The sequence below is a fragment of the Mesorhizobium sp. C399B genome (assembly GCF_030323185.1).
Classification (GTDB): domain Bacteria; phylum Pseudomonadota; class Alphaproteobacteria; order Rhizobiales; family Rhizobiaceae; genus Mesorhizobium.
Genome location: NZ_CP100472.1, coordinates 5987335 through 6005568, shown reverse-complemented (window position 1 = coordinate 6005568; position 18234 = coordinate 5987335). Strand labels below are relative to the sequence as shown.

Annotated in this window: 20 protein-coding genes; 10 read left to right on the top strand and 10 right to left on the bottom strand. The window is 62.6% G+C overall.

What is annotated here, in order from left to right:
• Nucleotide 1: 1 nt before the first annotated feature.
• The 5 genes from NLY36_RS28690 to NLY36_RS28670 form a co-directional block, all read right to left on the bottom strand.
• Entirely contained in the window at nucleotides 2-409 is a 408-nt protein-coding gene (locus tag NLY36_RS28690) for a hypothetical protein (protein WP_023671504.1), read from the bottom strand.
• Complete coding sequence (locus tag NLY36_RS28685) at nucleotides 409-633, bottom strand: hypothetical protein (protein ID WP_023705710.1); 225 nt, start codon at nucleotides 631-633, stop codon at nucleotides 409-411. The genes NLY36_RS28690 and NLY36_RS28685 overlap by 1 nt, the downstream gene beginning before the upstream one ends.
• A 292-nt stretch (nucleotides 634-925) precedes the next feature.
• Entirely contained in the window at nucleotides 926-1135 is a 210-nt protein-coding gene (locus NLY36_RS28680; protein ID WP_023671502.1) for a cold-shock protein, read from the bottom strand.
• Nucleotides 1136-1602: 467 nt separating this feature from the next.
• Entirely contained in the window at nucleotides 1603-1932 is a 330-nt protein-coding gene (locus NLY36_RS28675) for a YciI family protein (protein ID WP_023705709.1), read from the bottom strand.
• A gap of 29 nt (nucleotides 1933-1961) precedes the next feature.
• A complete protein-coding gene (locus tag NLY36_RS28670) occupies nucleotides 1962-2615 on the bottom strand; it encodes a glutathione S-transferase family protein (RefSeq protein WP_023735852.1) in 654 nt (217 codons plus the stop codon).
• Between the two features lie 170 nt (nucleotides 2616-2785).
• Here NLY36_RS28670 and NLY36_RS28665 point away from each other — a divergent pair, with 170 nt between their 5' ends.
• Entirely contained in the window at nucleotides 2786-2965 is a 180-nt protein-coding gene (locus NLY36_RS28665) for a CsbD family protein (RefSeq protein ID WP_023835135.1), read from the top strand.
• A gap of 50 nt (nucleotides 2966-3015) precedes the next feature.
• Here NLY36_RS28665 and NLY36_RS28660 read toward each other — a convergent pair whose 3' ends face one another.
• Nucleotides 3016-4140 carry a metallophosphoesterase gene (locus tag NLY36_RS28660; protein ID WP_023700653.1) on the bottom strand — a complete coding sequence of 375 codons (1125 nt, stop codon included), beginning with the start codon at nucleotides 4138-4140 and terminating at the stop codon, nucleotides 3016-3018.
• 132 nt (nucleotides 4141-4272) lie between these two features.
• Between NLY36_RS28660 and NLY36_RS28655 the strand changes: the two genes are divergently transcribed.
• Entirely contained in the window at nucleotides 4273-4866 is a 594-nt protein-coding gene (locus NLY36_RS28655; RefSeq protein WP_023735854.1) for a hypothetical protein, read from the top strand.
• Nucleotides 4867-4884: 18 nt separating this feature from the next.
• Here the strand turns inward: NLY36_RS28655 and NLY36_RS28650 are convergent, their stop codons facing one another.
• On the bottom strand, nucleotides 4885-5571 hold the full coding sequence (locus tag NLY36_RS28650) for a TetR/AcrR family transcriptional regulator (protein WP_023735855.1): 687 nt from the start codon (nucleotides 5569-5571) through the stop codon (nucleotides 4885-4887).
• An 85-nt stretch (nucleotides 5572-5656) separates the two neighbouring features.
• Here NLY36_RS28650 and NLY36_RS28645 point away from each other — a divergent pair, with 85 nt between their 5' ends.
• The 6 genes from NLY36_RS28645 to NLY36_RS28620 all read left to right on the top strand — a co-directional run bounded on the left by NLY36_RS28645 (nucleotide 5657) and on the right by NLY36_RS28620 (nucleotide 11597).
• Nucleotides 5657-6418, top strand: coding sequence for an NIPSNAP family protein (locus tag NLY36_RS28645; RefSeq protein ID WP_023735856.1), 762 nt, complete (start codon nucleotides 5657-5659; stop codon nucleotides 6416-6418).
• Between the two features lie 128 nt (nucleotides 6419-6546).
• Nucleotides 6547-7308, top strand: coding sequence for an SDR family NAD(P)-dependent oxidoreductase (locus tag NLY36_RS28640; protein ID WP_023697718.1), 762 nt, complete (start codon nucleotides 6547-6549; stop codon nucleotides 7306-7308).
• Nucleotides 7309-7312: 4 nt separating this feature from the next.
• Nucleotides 7313-8398 (top strand): glycosyltransferase family 10 domain-containing protein, encoded by a 1086-nt coding sequence (locus NLY36_RS28635; protein ID WP_245260232.1) that lies wholly within the window; start codon nucleotides 7313-7315, stop codon nucleotides 8396-8398.
• A 577-nt stretch (nucleotides 8399-8975) separates the two neighbouring features.
• The gene (gene fumC / locus NLY36_RS28630; protein WP_023697720.1) at nucleotides 8976-10373 is read left to right on the top strand and encodes a class II fumarate hydratase; all 1398 of its coding nucleotides are present in this window, start codon (nucleotides 8976-8978) and stop codon (nucleotides 10371-10373) included.
• 255 nt (nucleotides 10374-10628) lie between these two features.
• Nucleotides 10629-11051, top strand: coding sequence for a DoxX family protein (locus tag NLY36_RS28625; protein ID WP_023697721.1), 423 nt, complete (start codon nucleotides 10629-10631; stop codon nucleotides 11049-11051).
• A 138-nt stretch (nucleotides 11052-11189) separates the two neighbouring features.
• The gene (locus NLY36_RS28620) at nucleotides 11190-11597 is read left to right on the top strand and encodes a DoxX family protein (protein ID WP_023734272.1); all 408 of its coding nucleotides are present in this window, start codon (nucleotides 11190-11192) and stop codon (nucleotides 11595-11597) included.
• Nucleotides 11598-11853: 256 nt separating this feature from the next.
• Here the strand turns inward: NLY36_RS28620 and ppx are convergent, their stop codons facing one another.
• Both ppx and NLY36_RS28610 read right to left on the bottom strand, forming a co-directional pair.
• Nucleotides 11854-13386 (bottom strand): exopolyphosphatase, encoded by a 1533-nt coding sequence (gene ppx, locus NLY36_RS28615; RefSeq protein WP_023697723.1) that lies wholly within the window; start codon nucleotides 13384-13386, stop codon nucleotides 11854-11856.
• Nucleotides 13386-15578 carry an RNA degradosome polyphosphate kinase gene (locus NLY36_RS28610; RefSeq protein WP_023671487.1) on the bottom strand — a complete coding sequence of 731 codons (2193 nt, stop codon included), beginning with the start codon at nucleotides 15576-15578 and terminating at the stop codon, nucleotides 13386-13388. The genes ppx and NLY36_RS28610 overlap by 1 nt, the downstream gene beginning before the upstream one ends.
• A 234-nt stretch (nucleotides 15579-15812) precedes the next feature.
• Between NLY36_RS28610 and NLY36_RS28605 the strand changes: the two genes are divergently transcribed.
• Nucleotides 15813-16058, top strand: coding sequence for a zinc-finger domain-containing protein (locus NLY36_RS28605; RefSeq protein ID WP_023705697.1), 246 nt, complete (start codon nucleotides 15813-15815; stop codon nucleotides 16056-16058).
• Nucleotides 16059-16077: 19 nt separating this feature from the next.
• Nucleotides 16078-17316, top strand: a complete 1239-nt coding sequence (locus tag NLY36_RS28600) for an FAD-dependent monooxygenase (protein ID WP_023697724.1) — start codon at nucleotides 16078-16080, stop codon at nucleotides 17314-17316.
• A 223-nt stretch (nucleotides 17317-17539) separates the two neighbouring features.
• Here NLY36_RS28600 and NLY36_RS28595 read toward each other — a convergent pair whose 3' ends face one another.
• Nucleotides 17540-18205, bottom strand: coding sequence for a TIGR02117 family protein (locus tag NLY36_RS28595; protein WP_023735857.1), 666 nt, complete (start codon nucleotides 18203-18205; stop codon nucleotides 17540-17542).
• Between the last annotated feature and the right edge of the window lie 29 nt (nucleotides 18206-18234).

Genomic DNA, 18234 nt, shown 5'->3' with positions numbered 1-18234 from the left:
GTCAGTCCTCGTCGGAAAAGCGGGATGATGGTGCGCGCGGATTGCGCAAGCGGCCGATCAGCGCCGAGACCGCTGTGATGTTCATTTCCTCGGGCGACCAGTTCCTCGCCTCGGCAATGTGGTGCGCCGCCAGTTCGCGATGCGTGCTGCCGCTATAGGCGGCATCCTGGTAGGTCACGCGCTCCTGGGTCTTTTTGTCCTCGCGGACATATTCGACCAGATAGTTCGGGGCTTCGGCACGGCCGCGCACGCCGACGCGCACCTGGGCATCGCCATGCGCGCGCTTGCAGCGCTCGAGCTTTTCCAGCACACGGCGGACATATTCGACCGGCTTGTCCAGGCCCGGGACCATGGACGCTATGGTCGCATCGGCATCGATCGGCGTCGGCGGTACGCGCTTGGTGGCCATCAGCGTTTGCCTGCCCGCTTCGGCAGCGTCGCAAGGGCTGCGGCCGCCGCCATGTCGTCGGCTTCCTTTTCCTTGCGCAGTTCGCGCAAGCGCGCGGTCTTGGCTTCGCGAGCCTCGCTGACGGCATCACGCTCGGACAGGATGCGGTTGAGTGACATCGACTGGGTTTGCGTCTTGCTGAACAGCGAGCCAGCCTGGTCGGCGGTCTTGGATTGCGTGGTCAAAACTTTCTCCTGTCGGGAGCCTGGTGCCGATAGAGCGAGAGCGGTCTTCGATTAGGACCAAAGCAATACGGCAGCGGGGCAGTATGGGCGGTTCAGATTGCTGGAGCGTCCCTTAGCACGTTCCGGCCGGCGTGCGGCGCACTTTTAGCGGCATGACGCACAAAATGAAAAAGGCCAGGCACCGCCTGACCTTCCATGAAAGCGCCGCGCATCCAGTTGGATGCGCAAGGCGCTCCTTTCAGCCTTTCATCGGTGCCAGTACATCCGTGGTCACCGGAAGGCCGAATCCTTATCAGGCCGCCTTCAACTGGTCGGCGGACATCTTGCCCGACTTGTTGTCGCGGGTCATCTCGTAGCCGAGCTTCTGACCCTCGACGATGTCACGCATGCCGGCGCGCTCTACGGCCGAGATGTGGACAAAAACGTCGGCGGAGCCGTCGTCAGGCTGAATAAAACCAAAACCTTTGGTGGCGTTGAACCATTTCACTGTGCCGGTGGCCATGAAGAACCCTTTCCCTGGCAAATATTCGTTCACCATCGTGCGACTGCACAACAGCGTTTTGTCTCGATTTTTGATGGGGAAGTTCGTCAAAGGCGCGCATGCATGCGCGGATAACAAAAGTCGGTCAAACAAATATCGACATGTTTCTTATAGACTTCTTTTAGCGCCGAGTCAATTTCTGGTTTGCCCGCAGCCTAAATTCAACCTGAGGATGCCTGAGGCATAAGCCTCAACTGACGAGGTGGCGGAGCGCAAGGCGTTCCCAAAAAATATTCCACGCCCCCGGAACCAATCGCAAGCCGGCGCATTTCCGTGGTGTCAGCAATTCAGAGAGCAATCTCAGTAATGCTGGCAAAAGGACGCTTCCCGCACATTAAACGGTGCGAGAGGCGTTCTTGTATGTGCCGTTGTCTGACACAATTTCCAAGGGAAAACCGTTTCACACTTTTCCTTAAACTTACGCTCGCCTACAGGATCGCGCTGATCAGCGGCAGGATTTCGTAGCGGAAACCACGGCCGGAGTTCGACACCGGATCGCCGTCGGTGACCGCTCTTGCCTCGGCTTCGCTGCCGACACGTAGGATCAGCAGACCCCAAGGGCCGGCCGGGTCGGCGACCGGCCCGGCCAGGATCATGGTGCCCTCGGCAAGCTTGCCGCGCAGATAGTCGGCATGCCGGCCCATCAACTCCCTCTCCTCCTCCGTCAGGGTGAAGGCGAAGTCCGGCCGAGGCGGGATTAGCCGGCAGTGGAAGATTGTTGGCGCGGTAGTCTCACGCGGTCCATCATTGCCGGCCATCGGTCACTCACCGTGATGTCACTAGTGTCCTATTCGTCCGGGCCGGGTTCCGGCCAGGTCTCCTTCGCTGCTTCCGCATACCAGTGCCGCATCGCCGGCGTTGCCAACACGGCGTCGACATAGGCGCGCGTGTCGGGCGCGAGCTTGCCGCCATAGGTGTCGAAGCGGGTGACGACAGGTGCATACATGGCATCGGCCGCGGTGAAATGACCGAACAGGAAGGGGCCGCCCTTGCTGTATTGTTCCCGGCACTGGCGCCAGATCGTTTCGATGCGCGCGCGCTGCATGTCGCCTTCGGCGTCGAGCGGCTTGTGGGCCTTCGGCCGGCGCAAATTCATCGGCCAGCCATAGCGCACCTCGCGAAAGCCGGAATGCATCTCGGTCGCCACCGAGCGAGCCAAGGCGCGGGCGCCGATATCCTGCGGCCAAAGTTTTTTCTCAGGAAACAGGTCGGCCAGATATTCAAGGATGGCAAGGGTTTCCCAGACGATCCTGCCATTGTGATTCAACACTGGCACCAGGCCGGTCGGCGACACTTTCGCCAGATTGGCAAAAGTCTCGGGCGTGCGCAGGCGCACGAAACCTTCCTCGAACGGGATCTCCAGATGCTTCATCGCCACCCATGGCCTCAGCGACCAGGACGAAAAGCACTTGTTGGCAATGATGAGCGTAAATTCAGCCAAGGCGGTCTCCCCAAAATTTCGTCACACTAGTCACATGATACGACGCGGCAAAGCGTTTCGGCGACCATATAAGCGACCAGATGCGACGATGATCGCCGCCCAGGGAACCTAAGCCAAGCCGGCCCGTTTGCCTCCTGCGAATGAATCCCCGGATCCCAGGAGATGCAAAGATGGTGAACAAGGATCAGGTTGCCGGCGTGGCCAAGCAGGTCAAGGGCTCGGTCAAGGAGGCCGGCGGCAAGGCGGCCGGCAACAGGCAGACCCAGGCCGAAGGCACGGCCGACAAGACCGCCGGCAAGGTGCAGAAGGTCTATGGCGACGTGAAGGACAAGATCAAAAAGGCGCTCTGATTCGATCTTGCAGGCAATGAGGAAGGCGGCTCAAGGCCGCCTTTTTCTTGTCAGAGGCTGAGGCTCTTGCTGAAGGCGCTGGTGAACTTGACCCCGCCCCGGTCGCCCGCCGCCTCGCCCAGCACCACGTCCATGCCGTCCCCGGTTACCCTCACCAGCGCGAAGCCACCCATATAGGCAGCCTTCGGCTTGAACAGGTCGAGGCCATCGCTTTTGTAGATCATAGGCACTTCGTGCTGATGGCCATGGAAGATGGCGATGACATTGTAGCCCTTCAGCGCCGCCAGCATCGCCTGGCGGTCGGCCTCGCTCCACCAGTGCGGCGCGCCTGCGCCGTCATCGTCATAGGTGCGCTTGGCCGGGTCCCAGCGCTCGACCGAGAAAGTGTCCCAGCCATAGTGCTGGAACAGGATGACGGGACGGCCATCCGCCGCGTAGGTCGCCAGATCCTGCTTCAGCCACGGCAGGCTGCTCACCGCGCCATGGCCGGTGTCGCCGGCAAAGCGGTGGGTCTGGACGAGATGCAGGCCGCCCCAGTCCCAGGAATAGCAGTCGGTGTCGACATCGTATTCGGTGGCCGGCACCGGCGGCTTGAAGAACACGCCGGGGCGGTGGTTGACCTCGACATAGTCGCGCAATTCACGCCGATACCAGTCGACATGGGGCGGCGAGCCATTCTGGTCGAGATCGTGGTTGCCGAGGCCGACATAGACCGGCATGTGCACGCGGTCCGGGCCGACGCCTTGTTGATAGCGCTGGCTGAACTGCAACAGTTGCGTGCCTTCGCTGGGCTCGGTGATCTGGCCGCCGCCATCGTCGGTGATGTCGCCGCCGACAACGAGGCCGAGCGGCGCATCGATGCGGCTGCCGGCCGAACGCAGGCGGGTTGCAACGCCATCGATCTCGACTGGCCATTGCCGGCCGGCCAAGCCATTGAGAACAGCGACATTGCGCAACAGCGCGGCATCGGTCTTGCCTTCCTCCAGGCAGTTGGGGCTGAGGCCGCTCGACATGCGGCAGGCATGGACATCGGCGATGAACAGAAAGGTGGCGTCGATGGGCTGGATGCGCTTGCCGGTCTGGCCAAGCGCGGCGCGCGGCAGCATACCAGCCATGGCAAGGCCGGCTGCCTGTGCGAGGAAATTGCGACGGGAGAGGACGAGCTTGCGATTCATGACCTGAAATTCAGCACAGCCGGCGCCCCACCGTCCAGTTGCCAGGAATGGCAGGTCGACCCGGCACTGTGGCTCTGGCATTTCTTGGGTCATGCTGGCGCGCAGCAAATACAAGCAGAGGGGGAGGATTTCATGAGAGCCGTTTCGATAGGCGTGGTGCTGGCTGGGTTGCTGCCGGGGGCTGCGGTGCATGCCGCCGATTGTGTCGACGCAAAATCGGCCAAGGCCGGCTTCGTTCTGGAAATGCCTGGCGTCCGCAGCGAGTTTCGGCCGGTGGCCGGCGGCATGGTGTCCGTCGCCAACAACTACGAATCGCAATCGCCGCAGACACAGTTCCTGTTTGCCGGCCTGGTCGAAGTGTTTCGCGACAGCGATACCGGACGGGTGGCGACGATCCCGTTTTCCGATCTGCGAAAACTGTTTCCGCTGAAGACGGGAGCCAAGAGCACGATCGAATTCGTCGAGTTGTCGCCGAACAAGCAGCCGAAGAGCACCAAGACACTGAGCCTGGTCGTCAAGGGCAAGGAGACGTTCAGCGTCGGCGGCTGCAAATACAACGTGCTGGCGGTCACGGAGACCTTCAAGAACGGCGCCGGCGAAACGCTGGACACATTTACCGCGCTTTATGCGCCCGATCTGCAAGCGTCCCTCGCCCGGCGCTACGACGAAGGGACCAGCGCGGAATCGGTAAACGGTTACGAGACGATCAAGCCGCTTTCCAACTAGAACAGCGCAGTTCCGGCCTCAAGGTTTTCCCGGCCGCAGCAGGATCCTGCTACGCCGCTTCGCTCTGCTCGGGAATGGCGGCGTTGAGCTACCCTGAAGTTCGGCCAGGCAATCGCGCAGCACGCTGGCATCCTGTGCCGCCTTGGCCATCGACATGGCGCCGGAATAGGCGGCGATGGCGAGTGCCGCAAAGCGCTCGGGGTCGGTGCCCTGCTCCCTCCCCGACTGCTGGTCGGCTCGCACCTTGTCGGCAACCGCCTGACGCCATCCGGCAAAGATATCGTCCAGAGCGGCGCGGAAATCCGGGTCAGCGAGCGACAGTTCATGCGCCAGATTGTTGAGCGGACAGCCGCGCACGAAGCCTTGCTGCTCAAGGTCGGTCGCCACCGCCTCGAACACCGCGCGCACGCCTTCGCGCGCCGAGCCTGCCGCCCGTACAGGGTTGATCCAGGTTTCATCGAGGGCCGCTGCCACGCGCTCCTCGATCACCGCCAGAGCGAGCGCCTTCTTGGTCGGGAAATGATGATGCAGCGCGCCGCCGCTGACGCCTGCGGTCGTCATCAACTCGCCAAGAGCGGATGCATGATAGCCACGCGCCTGGAACGACGCTTCGGCGATATCGAGCACCTTGTTGCGCAGCCCTTCGGGATCGTTGGTGCGTTTTCGCGGCGGCCCTTTCGGAGCCCGAGCAATCTCTGCTGACATTTGCCAACGATAGCAGATTGACAAAACAGGACAACCGGTCTGTTTTATAAACCGGATGATCATCCTGTTTTTTGGAGACGACACAATGACCGTACCCCTGAATGCGCCTGCGACGGCAAGCCTGCTCGCTTCGCCTGTCGTCGAGTTGCGGCAGTACACGCTGAAGCCGGGCCGGCGCGAGACGCTGATCGACATCTTCGACAGTCGGTTCATCGAAGGCCAGGAACACGCCGGCATGACCATCATCGGTCAATTCCGCGACCTCGACCGCCCCGACATATTCGTCTGGCTGCGCGGCTTCGATGGCATGGAAGCGCGGAAGCAGGCGCTCACCGCCTTCTATGACGGGCCGGTGTGGACGGCGCACCGCGACGCCGCCAATGCGACGATGATCGATTCCGACGATGTGCTGCTCTTGAAGCCGGCATGGCCAGGCGCCGGCTTCGATCTGTCAGGCGCGCAGCGAGGCGCCATGCCGCCGGATGGAAAGCTGAGCGCAGACAATCGCTTGACCGCTATCGTTGCCATCCAGATTCATCATCTGCGGTCTGGCGCCGAAGCCGATTTCGCCGGCAATTTCGAAACGGATGCCGTTCCGGTCCTTATCGGCGTCGGCGGACGGTTGCTTGGCGCCTTCATCACCGAGCACGCCGAAAACAGCTTTCCCCGCCTGCCGGTGCGCTTGAGCGAAAACGTCTTTATCGCGGTGACGGGTTTCAACAGTCCCGAGGCGCATGCCAGTTACGAAGCCGCAGTTGCCGCTTCGCCCCAATGGCAAGCGGCCGATGTGACCTGGCGGACCGAAACCTTGCGCCTGACGCCGACGTCGCAGTCGCTGCTGCGGTAACCGGATCGGCACGCGGCCAACCGAAGTTCATACTGAGCGATAGGCCGGCGGCTTGACCGCCCTCGCCGATCGGCATTGCCTTCGTGACGCGGGCAACAGCGAGAGCATTCGATGCGACTTGGCCTTCAATGAGACTTTCTGGCAAGCGAGCACTGGTGACCGGCGGCTCGGACGGCATCGGCCTGGCGATATCGGAAGCTTTCTTGCGCGAGGGCGCCGACGTGCTGATCGTCGGTCGCGACACCAGCAAGCTCGAGACCGCCCGCGAGACACTTGCGGCGGCGGGCAACGTCGGCACCCAGTCGGCCGATCTCTCGACCTCGTCCGGCATCGATGCCGTGGTCGATCGCGCGAAAGCAACCGGCCCGCTCGACATCCTCGTCAACAATGCCGGCGTCGCTTATCTGGTGCCTTTCGAGACCGTCACCGAGCACCAATTCCAGCAATCCTTCGCGCTCAATGTGACGGCGGCGTTCTTCCTTACCCAGCGGCTGCTGCCGCATCTCGGCGCCAACGCCTCCGTCATCAATATCTCGTCCTACTTCGCCGACAAGATGATCCCGAAGCGGCCGTCGAGCCTGTATTCCTTGTCCAAGGGCGCGCTGAATTCGCTGACCAAGTCGCTGGCCTTCGAGCTTGGTCCGCGCGGCATCAGGGTCAATGCGATTGCGCCCGGCACGGTCGACACCGCCATGCGGCGCAAGTCGATCGACAACCTGCCGGCGGCAGCGCAAGCCGAGCTGAAAACCTATGTCGAGCGCAGCTACCCGCTCGGCCGCATCGGCCAGACCAGCGATCTTGCCGGCATCGCCGTCTATCTGGCCAGCGACGAGGCGGCGTGGACCAGCGGCGGCATTTTCGCGATCGATGGCGGGTATACGGCGGGGTGACCGTTTGGACGGCCCTCGGCCTCGAACAAGCGGAGCACTTGACCAAACTTCCGATACCGCGTCTGTCTGCAGATTGAGCAATGCTTCAGACATTCGTGGTGCCATGCCGTCTATCGATCCACTGATCCTCTTCTACACAACGTTCTTCAGCAAACCCGTCGATATCGCGTCGATACAGTGCGAAATGCCCGGGCGGTGGACACTGGACAAACGACGGATTTCCGAGGCCGCGGCAGTCGTCTTCCATATTCCGAACTTTCGCGAAGTTGGCGATGCCTACAAATACCCTGGTCAATATTGGGTCGCCTGGTCGATGGAATGCGGCCAAAACTACAAGCGACTTGCCGACCCCAAATTCATGCGGCACTTCGATATCATCATGACGCATGAATCCCGGTCCGATGTCTGGGTACCCTACCTTCCGCGTGCGGTGTGGTGGAAAGATGCGCTGGCCAGACCAATCGTGCCGAAAACGGAAGAAGCGCCGGTCGCACTCTTCCAGTCGGCCGGCCTGAATTATAGCGGCCGTGTCGATTTGGCGAACGAACTGGCGCGCCACATCAAGATCGATTCTTATGGCCGATATCGCCACAACCGATCGGTCTCTGGCCCCGATCTGGGCTCGAAGACCAAGATCGAAACCATTGCGCGGCACAAATTCTGCCTGGCCATGGAGAACTCGATCGAGGCCGACTATGTCACCGAGAAAATCTATGACGCGTTCATGGCGGGCACGGTGCCGATCTACCTTGGCGCTCCCAATGTGGACGAGTTCGTTCCGGAGCACTCCTTTATTGACGCCAGTGCCTTCGCCAGCGCCAGCGATCTTGCAGCCTATCTCCAGCACCTGATCGCAACGCCGCAAGACTACGAGGCTTATTTCGACTGGCGCTCAAAGCCATTGCCCGACAATCTCGTCAAACGGGTGCAATCATTGGAAACACCCGCGTTCTGCAGACTGATGAGCGTCGTGCGCCAGCGTCTGGAGGCGCGGACAAGCACGCCTTCCGGACGGCGAACACTTCCGTTCGGCTATAGATCCTATCTCAGGACAAAGCTGCGCCGTTGGAGGAAAAAGGTTCCGAGCTGACGGTCCGCGATCAGGCGCGCTTTCAGCAAAATACGGAGGACAAAGAGCGTCACTTGCGACGTCGAGACGGCTTCGACCTTGCCGCCATGCATCTTGGAAAACTCCGAGGCCATGTGGAGGCGCTCCCAGGGTGGACTTGAAATTCTCGGCTTCGCGATCCGAAGCTCGATCCGGATGCGATGCCGGATTTTGGACGGAAACTGAACAGAAGGACAAGTGCATAAGCTACCTCATCGCTGCTGTTGCCAGTGAGACGCCGGCACGGATGGTAGTTTGTGTGGCAGCGTCGCTCGTAGGTAGACGTGAATTGCGCATTGCTGATCCTGGGGGAAGTTTGCGTAGAGCAATCCGCCAGCTCGACATGATCTCATCGAGCTAAATCCGCAAGTTTCCGTCCACTTTATGGGATCAAGCCGCACTGAGGAGCAATTTCCTTCACACGAAAGTGGAGGGTGCAGGATTCCGAAGGGCGGCGCTACTGCTTCAACCGATTTACTGCCTGCCGGCCGCAATCTCTGCTTGAAGGCCATTGTGCAACGCGATACGCCGTTGCCGAATTCGATCGTCGGAGAGACAAGTGACCGCTGCCAGGACCAGAACCGAAACCGACACGTTCGGCCCCATCGAGGTTGCCGCCGACCGTTACTGGGGCGCGCAGGCGCAGCGTTCCCTCGGCAATTTCAGGATAGGCTGGGAAAAGCAGCCGGCCTCGATCGTGCGTGCGCTCGGCATCGTCAAGCGAGCGGCGGCGGAAGCCAATATGGAGTTGAAGCGGCTCGATCCGGCAGTCGGCAAGGCGATCATCGAGGCGGCGCAAGAGGTGATCGACGGCAAGCTGAACGATCATTTCCCGCTGGTCGTCTGGCAGACCGGCTCGGGCACGCAGTCCAACATGAACGCCAACGAGGTGATCTCCAACCGGGCCATCGAACTTCTGGGCGGCGTCATGGGCTCGAAGAAGCCGGTGCACCCTAACGACCACGTCAATATGAGCCAGTCGTCGAACGACACCTACCCGACAGCCATGCACATCGCGTGCGCCGAGCGCATCGTGCACGATCTGCTGCCGGCGCTGAAGCATCTGCACGCTGCGCTCGAGGTCAAGACGAAGGCCTTCGCCCACATCATCAAGATCGGCCGCACCCATACGCAGGACGCGACACCCCTCACGCTGGGCCAGGAATTTTCCGGCTACGCCGCGCAGGTGGCCTCTTCGATCAAGCGCATCGAGATGACGCTGCCCGGCCTGCAGGAACTGGCGCAGGGCGGCACCGCCGTCGGCACCGGCCTCAACGCGCCGGTGGGCTTTGCCGAAACGGTGGCGGCGCGCATCGCCGAAATCACCGGCATCGCCTTCGTCACCGCGCCGAACAAGTTCGAGGCGCTCGCCGCGCATGATTCCATGGTGTTCTCGCATGGCGCCATCAACGCGGCGGCCGCCGCCCTCTTCAAGATCGCCAACGACATCCGCTTCCTCGGCTCCGGCCCGCGCTCGGGCCTCGGCGAACTGTCGCTGCCGGAAAACGAGCCGGGTTCCTCGATCATGCCGGGCAAGGTCAACCCGACCCAATGCGAGGCTCTGACGCAGGTCTGCGTGCAGGTGTTCGGCAACAACGCCTCGCTGACCTTCGCCGGCAGCCAGGGCCATTTCGAGCTCAACGTCTACAACCCGCTGATGGCCTACAACTTCCTGCAGTCGGTGCAGTTGTTGGCCGACGCCTCGATCTCCTTCACCGACAATTGCGTCGTCGGCATCGAGGCTCGCGAAGACAACATCAAAGCCGCGCTCGACCGCTCGCTGATGCTGGTGACCGCGCTGGCGCCGACGATCGGGTACGACAATGCCGCCAAGATCGCCAAGACCGCGCACAAGAAGGGCACCACCTTGCGCGAGGAAGCACTGGCCACTGGGCTGGTCAGCGAGGCAGACTACGACCGGCTGGTGCGGCCGGAGGACATGACGCATCCGGGTTAAGCGATTCCAGGGAAAGTGCCTTGCGTTTCCTCGGGAAGCGCGCAGCCCTCGTCTTGGGGATTGCGTCAACTAGAAATCCGAATTTTGTGGCGGGACAATTTGCTCCCGCCGCTGCTGGCCGCGACAAGAATTTTGCGTCGGTCGAACGATCCCGAAATGTACGTCCTGTGAACAATGTGTCGCCGGACTGGCGGCTTTGGTGAACAGTCGGCTTGGTCTATCTGACGGGACATCAACCCTTTTCGGAGAGCCACCATGTCCATCAACACTTCCGCTGCCGGCGCCGGCATCGCGTCCAACAGCTCCACCACCATCCTGCTCGGCCGCATCCTGCTCGCCGCCATCTTCCTGCTTTCCGGCTTCGGCAAGCTCACCGCCATTTCCGGCACCGCCGGCTATTTCGGCGCCATGGGCCTGCCGGTGCCGACCGTAACGGCCATTGTCGTCGGCCTGATCGAATTGCTCGGCGGCCTTGCCGTGCTCGTTGGCTTTCAGACCCGCATCGCCGCCTGGGTGCTCGCGGTCTTCACCATCGCCTCGGCCTTTGTCGCCCATACCGGCTGGGCCGACCAGAACCAGATGATCCATTTCCTGAAGAACGTCGCCATCACCGGCGGCTTCCTGCTGCTGGCTTCCTCAGGCCCTGGCACCTACTCGATCGACGCCAAGCGCGGCTGAGCTTTCCCTTCCCAAGCCTGAAAAAAGCGGCGTGGAATTTTCCACGCCGCTTTTTCGTTGTCTGCCCAAGCGCACGCTCGACCCATCCCTGCTAGGATCGGTCTCGAAACAGCCGGCGGACAGACATCGGAGATGACCATGCCCCGCGATGCATTGCTTCTGATTTCCCGGCTGCTGCTCGCCGTCCTGCTCGTTCCCTCCGGCTACCACGCGCTCGCCGACATTGCCGGGACGACCGGCTATTTCGCCGGCCTCGGCATGCCATTGCCGACGCTTGCCGCCTGGGGCACCGGGCTGTTCGAGTTGATTGCCGGTCTCTTGATACTGGTCGGCTTTCAGACGCCGGTCGTTGCGATACTTCTTGCCGCTTTCTGCATCGTTGCAGGCTCCATCGGCCACTACGGCCAGGGCGGCGATGACCCGATGCTCACCTTCCTGCACCAGCAGATGCTGATGAAGGATATTGCCATCGCCGGTGGATTCCTGGCGCTAGCCATGGCCGGCGCCGGGGCCTGGTCGATCGACGGGCGCCGCGCCGCGGTCTGATATCGTCAAATATCGTCCCGGTTGAACCATCCGTGCCAGGTCGACCCCCACTCCGTCTCGGCTTCGTCGAGCCACCTCTCCCCCGATCGACGGGGTAGAGGAAGTGCGCGAGCCTATTGCCGCCAACGCTTTCCAACGAGGCTCCCTTCCTTTCCCTCCGGAGGGGGAAGGTGGCGGTGCGAAGCAGCGACGGATTGAGGAAGCCGGTCCTCGAACGCGAGGCCGACGACGACATGGTTTTGCTGTCAGGCCGCGCCTACTTCACCGACACGCTCTGCCCACCCTCGACCGCCAGCACCAGCCGGCGGTTGGTGATCCGCGCCAGTTGCGCCAGCCGTCCGGCCGGGCGTTCGCCGTAAAGATCGGAAAGTGAGGCCGGCAGCACCAGCGCCAACGTGCCATTGCCGCGGTTTTCCCATTTCAGCCGCGGCATGACGCCGGGCATGGCCGCAGTCAGCAGATAGACGACGCGCAGCACCGCCGCCAGGATGCGGGCGCGCTCGAGATAGCGCGGCGTCGCCAGGCCGCGGATTTCCGGCGCCGCATCGTTGAACACGCCTTCGTGGCGGAACAGGCCGACCAGCGCCAGGAAGGCACGGCCGGGGTGATCGACGCCAATGAAGGAGGCGTGGGCAATGATGTTGAGCGACTGCTTGCCGCGATATTCCGGGTGCGCGCGCCAGCCTATATCGGCCAGCAGACAGGCAGCGTGGCGATAGCGCGCCTCATCCTCCGTCTCGTCGATGCCGAAGGCGGCAAAGGTCTTGTCCGTCCATTCGACAAGCTCATGCGCATGGGTGACCGAGCGCGACCGCAGCCGCGCCAGTTCCTCCGAAGCGGAGACCAGCGGATCGGCCTTCTGCTCGGCAGGGTCGAGCAGCGAATAGAGAAACCCTTCGCGCACGCCCAATGCCGAGACGATGATCTTCGACGGCTGCATCGCCGCCATGATCTCCTGCAGCACGACCGCGCCATAGGGCAGCAGCGAACGGCGGTTCTTCGACACACCTTCGATGCCCTTGACCTTCTCGATCTCGCCTTTCGCCACCTGCTTCAGGAAATTGGCGGCGCTTTCGACACCGATCTCATAGTGGTGCATGACGCCAAGCGGGTAGTTGGTCATTTCCATGTGCAGCCGGGCAAGGTTTCGCCAGGTGCCGCCAACGGCGTAAAAGGGCCGTCCCAGCCCGCCCTTCAACAATTTGGCGCGCGCCAGTTCGTCGCGGGTGATCTTTGCCGCCTGGGCGAGCGAATTCCTGGCCATGTCCTGCAGCCGCAGGCCACCCAGCGGCAGCGTGATGCCGTCGCCGATCGCCTCGCCATTGATGTCGATAAGCTCCAGGCTGCCGCCGCCAAGATCACCGGCAATGCCATTGGCGGGGTGGAAGCCCGAAATGACGCCAAGCGCCGAATAATGCGCCTCCTGCCGGCCAGTGAGCACGCGGATCTCGGTCTTGAGCACATCCTGGGCGCGGTGGATGAAATCGGGGCCGTTGATCGCTTCGCGGGCCGCGGCTGTTGCCAGCACAAACATGTGCTCCGCACCCGCCTGGTCGGAGAGCGCGCGGAAACGGCGGAACTCCTCCATCGAGCGCGTCACCGCCTCGGGATCGAGCTTGCCGGTCGAAACGATGCCGCGGCCGAGGCCGGCCAGCATCTTTTCGTTGAACAGCAAGGTCGGCGAGCGCGCCAACCCTTCATAGACGACAAGGCGGATCGAGTTCGAGCCGATGTCGATGATGGACAGCGGCCGGCGATCCTGCAGCCGGCCTTGGGACGTTGAAATCATCAGCCGGTGTTCTTCTTGCGACGCTTGAACTGCGCGATGCGCTTGGGCGCATGCGACTTCAGCGCGTCACCCCGTCCCGACAGGCTCGGATTGGTCATGAAATATTCCTGCGCGTTGAACGGTTCCTCACCCTCCTCCAGCACGACGCGCCGGGAGGTTCCGTCAGCCAATACGTCGAAACTTTGCTGGTTGTCCATGATGTTGCCCAGCATGATCTGGCCAAGGATCTGTTCATGCACCGTTGGATTGGTGATCGGCACCATGGTCTCGACGCGGCGGTCGAGATTACGTGGCATCAAGTCGGCCGAGGCGATGTAGACGATCGCCTCGTCCGACGGCAGGCCATGGCCGTTGCCGAAGCAGTAGATGCGGCTGTGTTCGAGGAAGCGGCCGACGATCGACTTGACCCTGATGTTTTCCGACAGGCCGGGCACCTGCGGCCGCAGGCAGCAGATGCCGCGCACGACGAGATCGATCTCGACGCCGGCACGGCTGGCGTCATAGAGCGCGTCGATGATGTTGGGATCGACGAGCGCGTTCATCTTCATCCAGATGCGCGCCGGACGGCCAGCCAGCGCGTAGGCGACCTCGTCGGCAATGTGCTTGAGGATACGGCTGCGCAGCGTAAACGGCGAGATGGCGATCCGCATCTCATCGGTCGGCTCGGCATAGCCGGTGATGAAGTTGAACAGCTGGGCGACATCGCGCGCGATCGTCGGATCGGTGGTGAAGAAGGACAGGTCGGTGTAAATGCGCGCTGTCACCGGATGGTAGTTGCCGGTGCCGAGATGCACATAGTTACGCAGCTTGCCGTCCTCGCGCCGCACCACCAGCGACATTTTCGCATGGGTTTTGAGTTCGAGGAAGCCGAACACGACCTGGACGCCGGCGCGTTCGAGGTCGCGCGCCCAGCGGATGTTGGCTTCCTCGTCGAAGCGCGCCTTGAGCTCGACCAGGGCGGTTACCGACTTGCCGGCCTCGGCCGCGTCGACCAAGGCGCGCACGATCGGGCTGTCGTTGGAGGTGCGGTAGAGCGTCTGCTTGATCGCCACCACCTCCGGGTCGGCCATCGCCTGGCGCAGGAATTGGACCACCACGTCAAAGGATTCATAGGGGTGGTGGACGACGATGTCCTTCTCGCGAATGGCCGCGAAACAGTCGCCGCCATGCTCGCGGATGCGCTCGGGAAAGCGTGGATTGTAGGGGGTGAACTTCAGGTCGTCGCGCGGCACGGCGACGATCTCGGAAATCTGGCTGAGCGCCAGCGGGCCGGTCAGAACGCTGATGCGGCTCGAAGAGACGCCAAGCTCGCCGGCGACGAACTCGCGCAATTCGCCGGGCATCGACTTGTCGAATTCGATGCGGATGACCGAACCGCGGCGGCGGCGCTTCAGCGCCGTCTCGAACAGGCGCACGAGATCTTCCGACTCTTCCTCGACCTCGATATCGCTGTCCCGGATGATGCGGAAGGTGCCTGAACCCTTGACCTCATAGCCGGGGAACAGCTTGCCGATATAGAGGCCGACAGCCTCCTCCAGTGGAATGAAGCGAACGTGCTGCTTGCGGTCGGGCAGACGGATGAAGCGCTTCAGCGCCACCGGCAGGCGCAGAAGCGCGCTCATCTCCTCGCCATTCTTGCGATGGCGCAATTGCAGCGCCATCGAGAAGCCGAGATTGGGAATGAACGGAAACGGATGCGCCGGGTCGATCGACAGTGGAGTCAGGACCGGGAAGACCTGGTCCTGGAAATGGTCTTCCAGCCAGACTTTCTCATCCTTGGTTAGTGCATCGCGGGTGATGCTCTCTATGCCTTCCTTGTTGAGCAGCAGCATCAGCGCTGAAAGGCTGTTCTGCTGGTCCTCCTGCAGCCGCTCGACCTCGCGCAGCAATTGTTCCAGCTGCTGCTCCGGCGTGCGGCCGTCGGGGCTCTTGAGCGCAATGCCTTCGCGCACCTGGCCCGCAAGGCCGGCGACGCGGACCATGAAGAATTCGTCGAGATTGGCGGCTGAAATCGACAGGAAACGGACGCGTTCGAGCAGCGGATGGTGCTGGTTCTGGGATTCCTCGAGCACACGCCGGTTGAACTGCAGCCAGGAGAACTCACGGTTGACGAACCGATCGGGGTTGCCGCCCTCGGGGCTCGCCACCTCGACATTGATGAATTCGCTCTGCACCGGCTTCAGTTCGTTCATGGTTCCTGCTCTTCCCCCGCCAACCGTCCCTTGGAGCGCCGCTGGACGTGCCATGCCTCTAACACGCTTTTGTGGCGCATGACCCTTCGGCGAAAACCGTTCCGATTTCAGGGACATGCACTTAACCGGCTCACCGTATCCTCTGACAGGCTTTTGCGACAGTTTCATTTCATCGATCTTGCAAACAGGCCTGTTATGTTCCAGATGCTTTTCGACGAGATCAAGGAGACGACGATGGCAGGCGGTTCCATTCCCCATTTCCAGAACGATGCGGGCCATCCGGCAATCGACATCGGCGTCAAGGAATTCATGTGCACCGGCGCCAACCCGCCCTTCGACCACCCGCATGTGTTCCTCGACATGGGCGACGACAATGAAAAGGTCTGTCCCTACTGCTCGACGCTCTACCGCTATTCGGCGAAGCTGAGGGCGACGGAAACGCTGCCGGCCGGTTGCCTTTATATCGACCAGGCCGCCTGATCCTTCCGCGACAAGCCCGATGGAAGACATCAGGTCCCGGCAGGTCATAATCGCCGGGGCCGGCATCGCCGGGCTGACCGCTGCCCTTGCCTTCGCCGGACGGGGTTATCCGGTAAAGCTGATCGAACAGGCACAGCACCTAGACGCGGCCGGCGCCGGCATCCAGCTTTCGCCCAACGCAACACGCATTCTTGGAAAACTCGGCGTGCTCGACCGGCTGCTGCCGGCAGCGTTGCGGCCGGAAGCGGTCGTGCTCAAGGACGCCGGGACGCTGCGCGAACTGGCGCGGGTACCGCTTGGGCAAGCCGCCGAAGCGCGCTGGCAGGCGCCTTATCTCGTCGCTCACCGCGCCGATCTGCAGGCAGGGCTGCTGGCGCAAATGGCCGAACGGCCAGAGATTGAGCTCATCACCGGCGCCCGCGTGACCGGCATCGTCAAAGACGCGCAATATGTCGCCGTGACCGCCGAAGTGGACGGCCGCGAGATCGAGGCACGCGGCAAACTGCTGGTCGGCGCCGACGGCGTCTGGTCGGCAGTCAGGGCGCAACTCGCAGGCGAGGACTTCGTCAAAAGCCGTTTTTCGGGCGAACTCGCCTGGCGAGTCACGATCGCGGCCGAGAGCGCCGCCGGCGAAGCCTTTGTCGCGATCGGCGCCGCCGACTGCGTCACCACGTTCCTGCATCCAGGCTTCCACATGGTCGCCTATCCCGTCAGCAAAGGCCGGGCCTTCAATCTCGCCGCCTTCACCAAGGGCGAGCGCATGGCGGAAGGTTGGTCAGGCCATGCCGATCCCGCGATCCTCACGGCTGCCCTGCGCGGCACCGCGCCGGGCCTGACGAAGCTTGTGGCACTGGCCGGCCCATGGACGGCCTTTCCGATCCACACCGTCGAACAGAAGCGGTGGACGAGCCCGCAGGGCATCGCGCTGATCGGCGACGCCGCGCACGCGATGACGCCGTTTGCGGCGCAAGGTGCCGCGATGGCGATCGAAGATGCCACCACGCTTGCCGAGGCTATCGCCGATTTCCCTGGCGATCTGCCCAGAAGTTTTCGAATCTGGGAAAATCTTCGGCGGCCGCGTGTCGCCAAGGCCGCGCGTCGTGGGGCCGTAAACCGCCTCGCCTGGCATGCTGCCGGCCCGGTGGCGATCGCCCGCAATCTGTTCCTGGCCATGCGCTCGCCCGACAAGCTCGCCGCCGACCTCGACTGGCTCTATGGATGGCGAGCGGACACTCGGCAGTCTAGATCGTCGACGTAGCGATCCTTCCCACCCCCCTCTGTCCTGCCGGACATCTCCCCCGCAAGGGGGGAGATTGGATGTCGCCGTCGCCTTCGCCAAAATCGCCGGCGTTGCAGCAGGAGCGCCGCGGGCAAAACGGCTGATCTCCCCCCTTGCGGGGGAGATGGCCGGCAGGCCAGAGGGGGGTGCCGTCCCGCTGACTTCAAAAGATCCAACACTGTCGCGGTGCGATGAAGGACTGCTAGTTATAAAACCGCATCGACAAGCCCAGCGAGGCCGGCAGCGGGTTCCACCAGCCGGTGCGCAGGCCGGCGGTGCGCAGGCCGGCGGCTGTCCAGGTGTTGCAGCCGACCAGCGCGTTGAAATGGCCGTTCGCCTCGAAGAAGCGGTCGAAGCTGGAATAGGCGGCGTTCTCGATGACCACAGGACCGTGCGGCCCTTGCTGGAAACTCGCGTCGATATAGTCGAGCAGCGCTGCAAAACGTTCCTCATCGATGTCGAAACCGGTGGCAGCAGGGTGCGGCTCGGCGATGGCCCCGGCGATATCGACATGCATGACCGAGGCGTCCAGTGTCAGCGCCTTGAGGACGGGCACTGTCTTCAGCTGCGACCAGCTCGGCGTCTCCAGATAGAAGGCCCGGCCGCCCCAGCCAAAGACGATGTAGCGCACTTCCGGGGCGTCGACAGGGATGCCGGCAGCGACCAGGAAATGGAAGCGCCGGCGCACCTCGTCATCGACGGGAATGGCGATGTCGGTGTGGATCGGATTCTCCAGCACCAGAATATGGCGCGTGCCCTCACCCGCCGCTGACGCCGGCCACAGCGGACGCGGCACCAGCGTGCCGAGCGTGGCAGCGAGCGCGACCACGATAATCAGCATGGCCAGGAAACGCAGGGCTTTTCTCATGCGGCGGCGGCTTTGCGTTTCAATGGAGA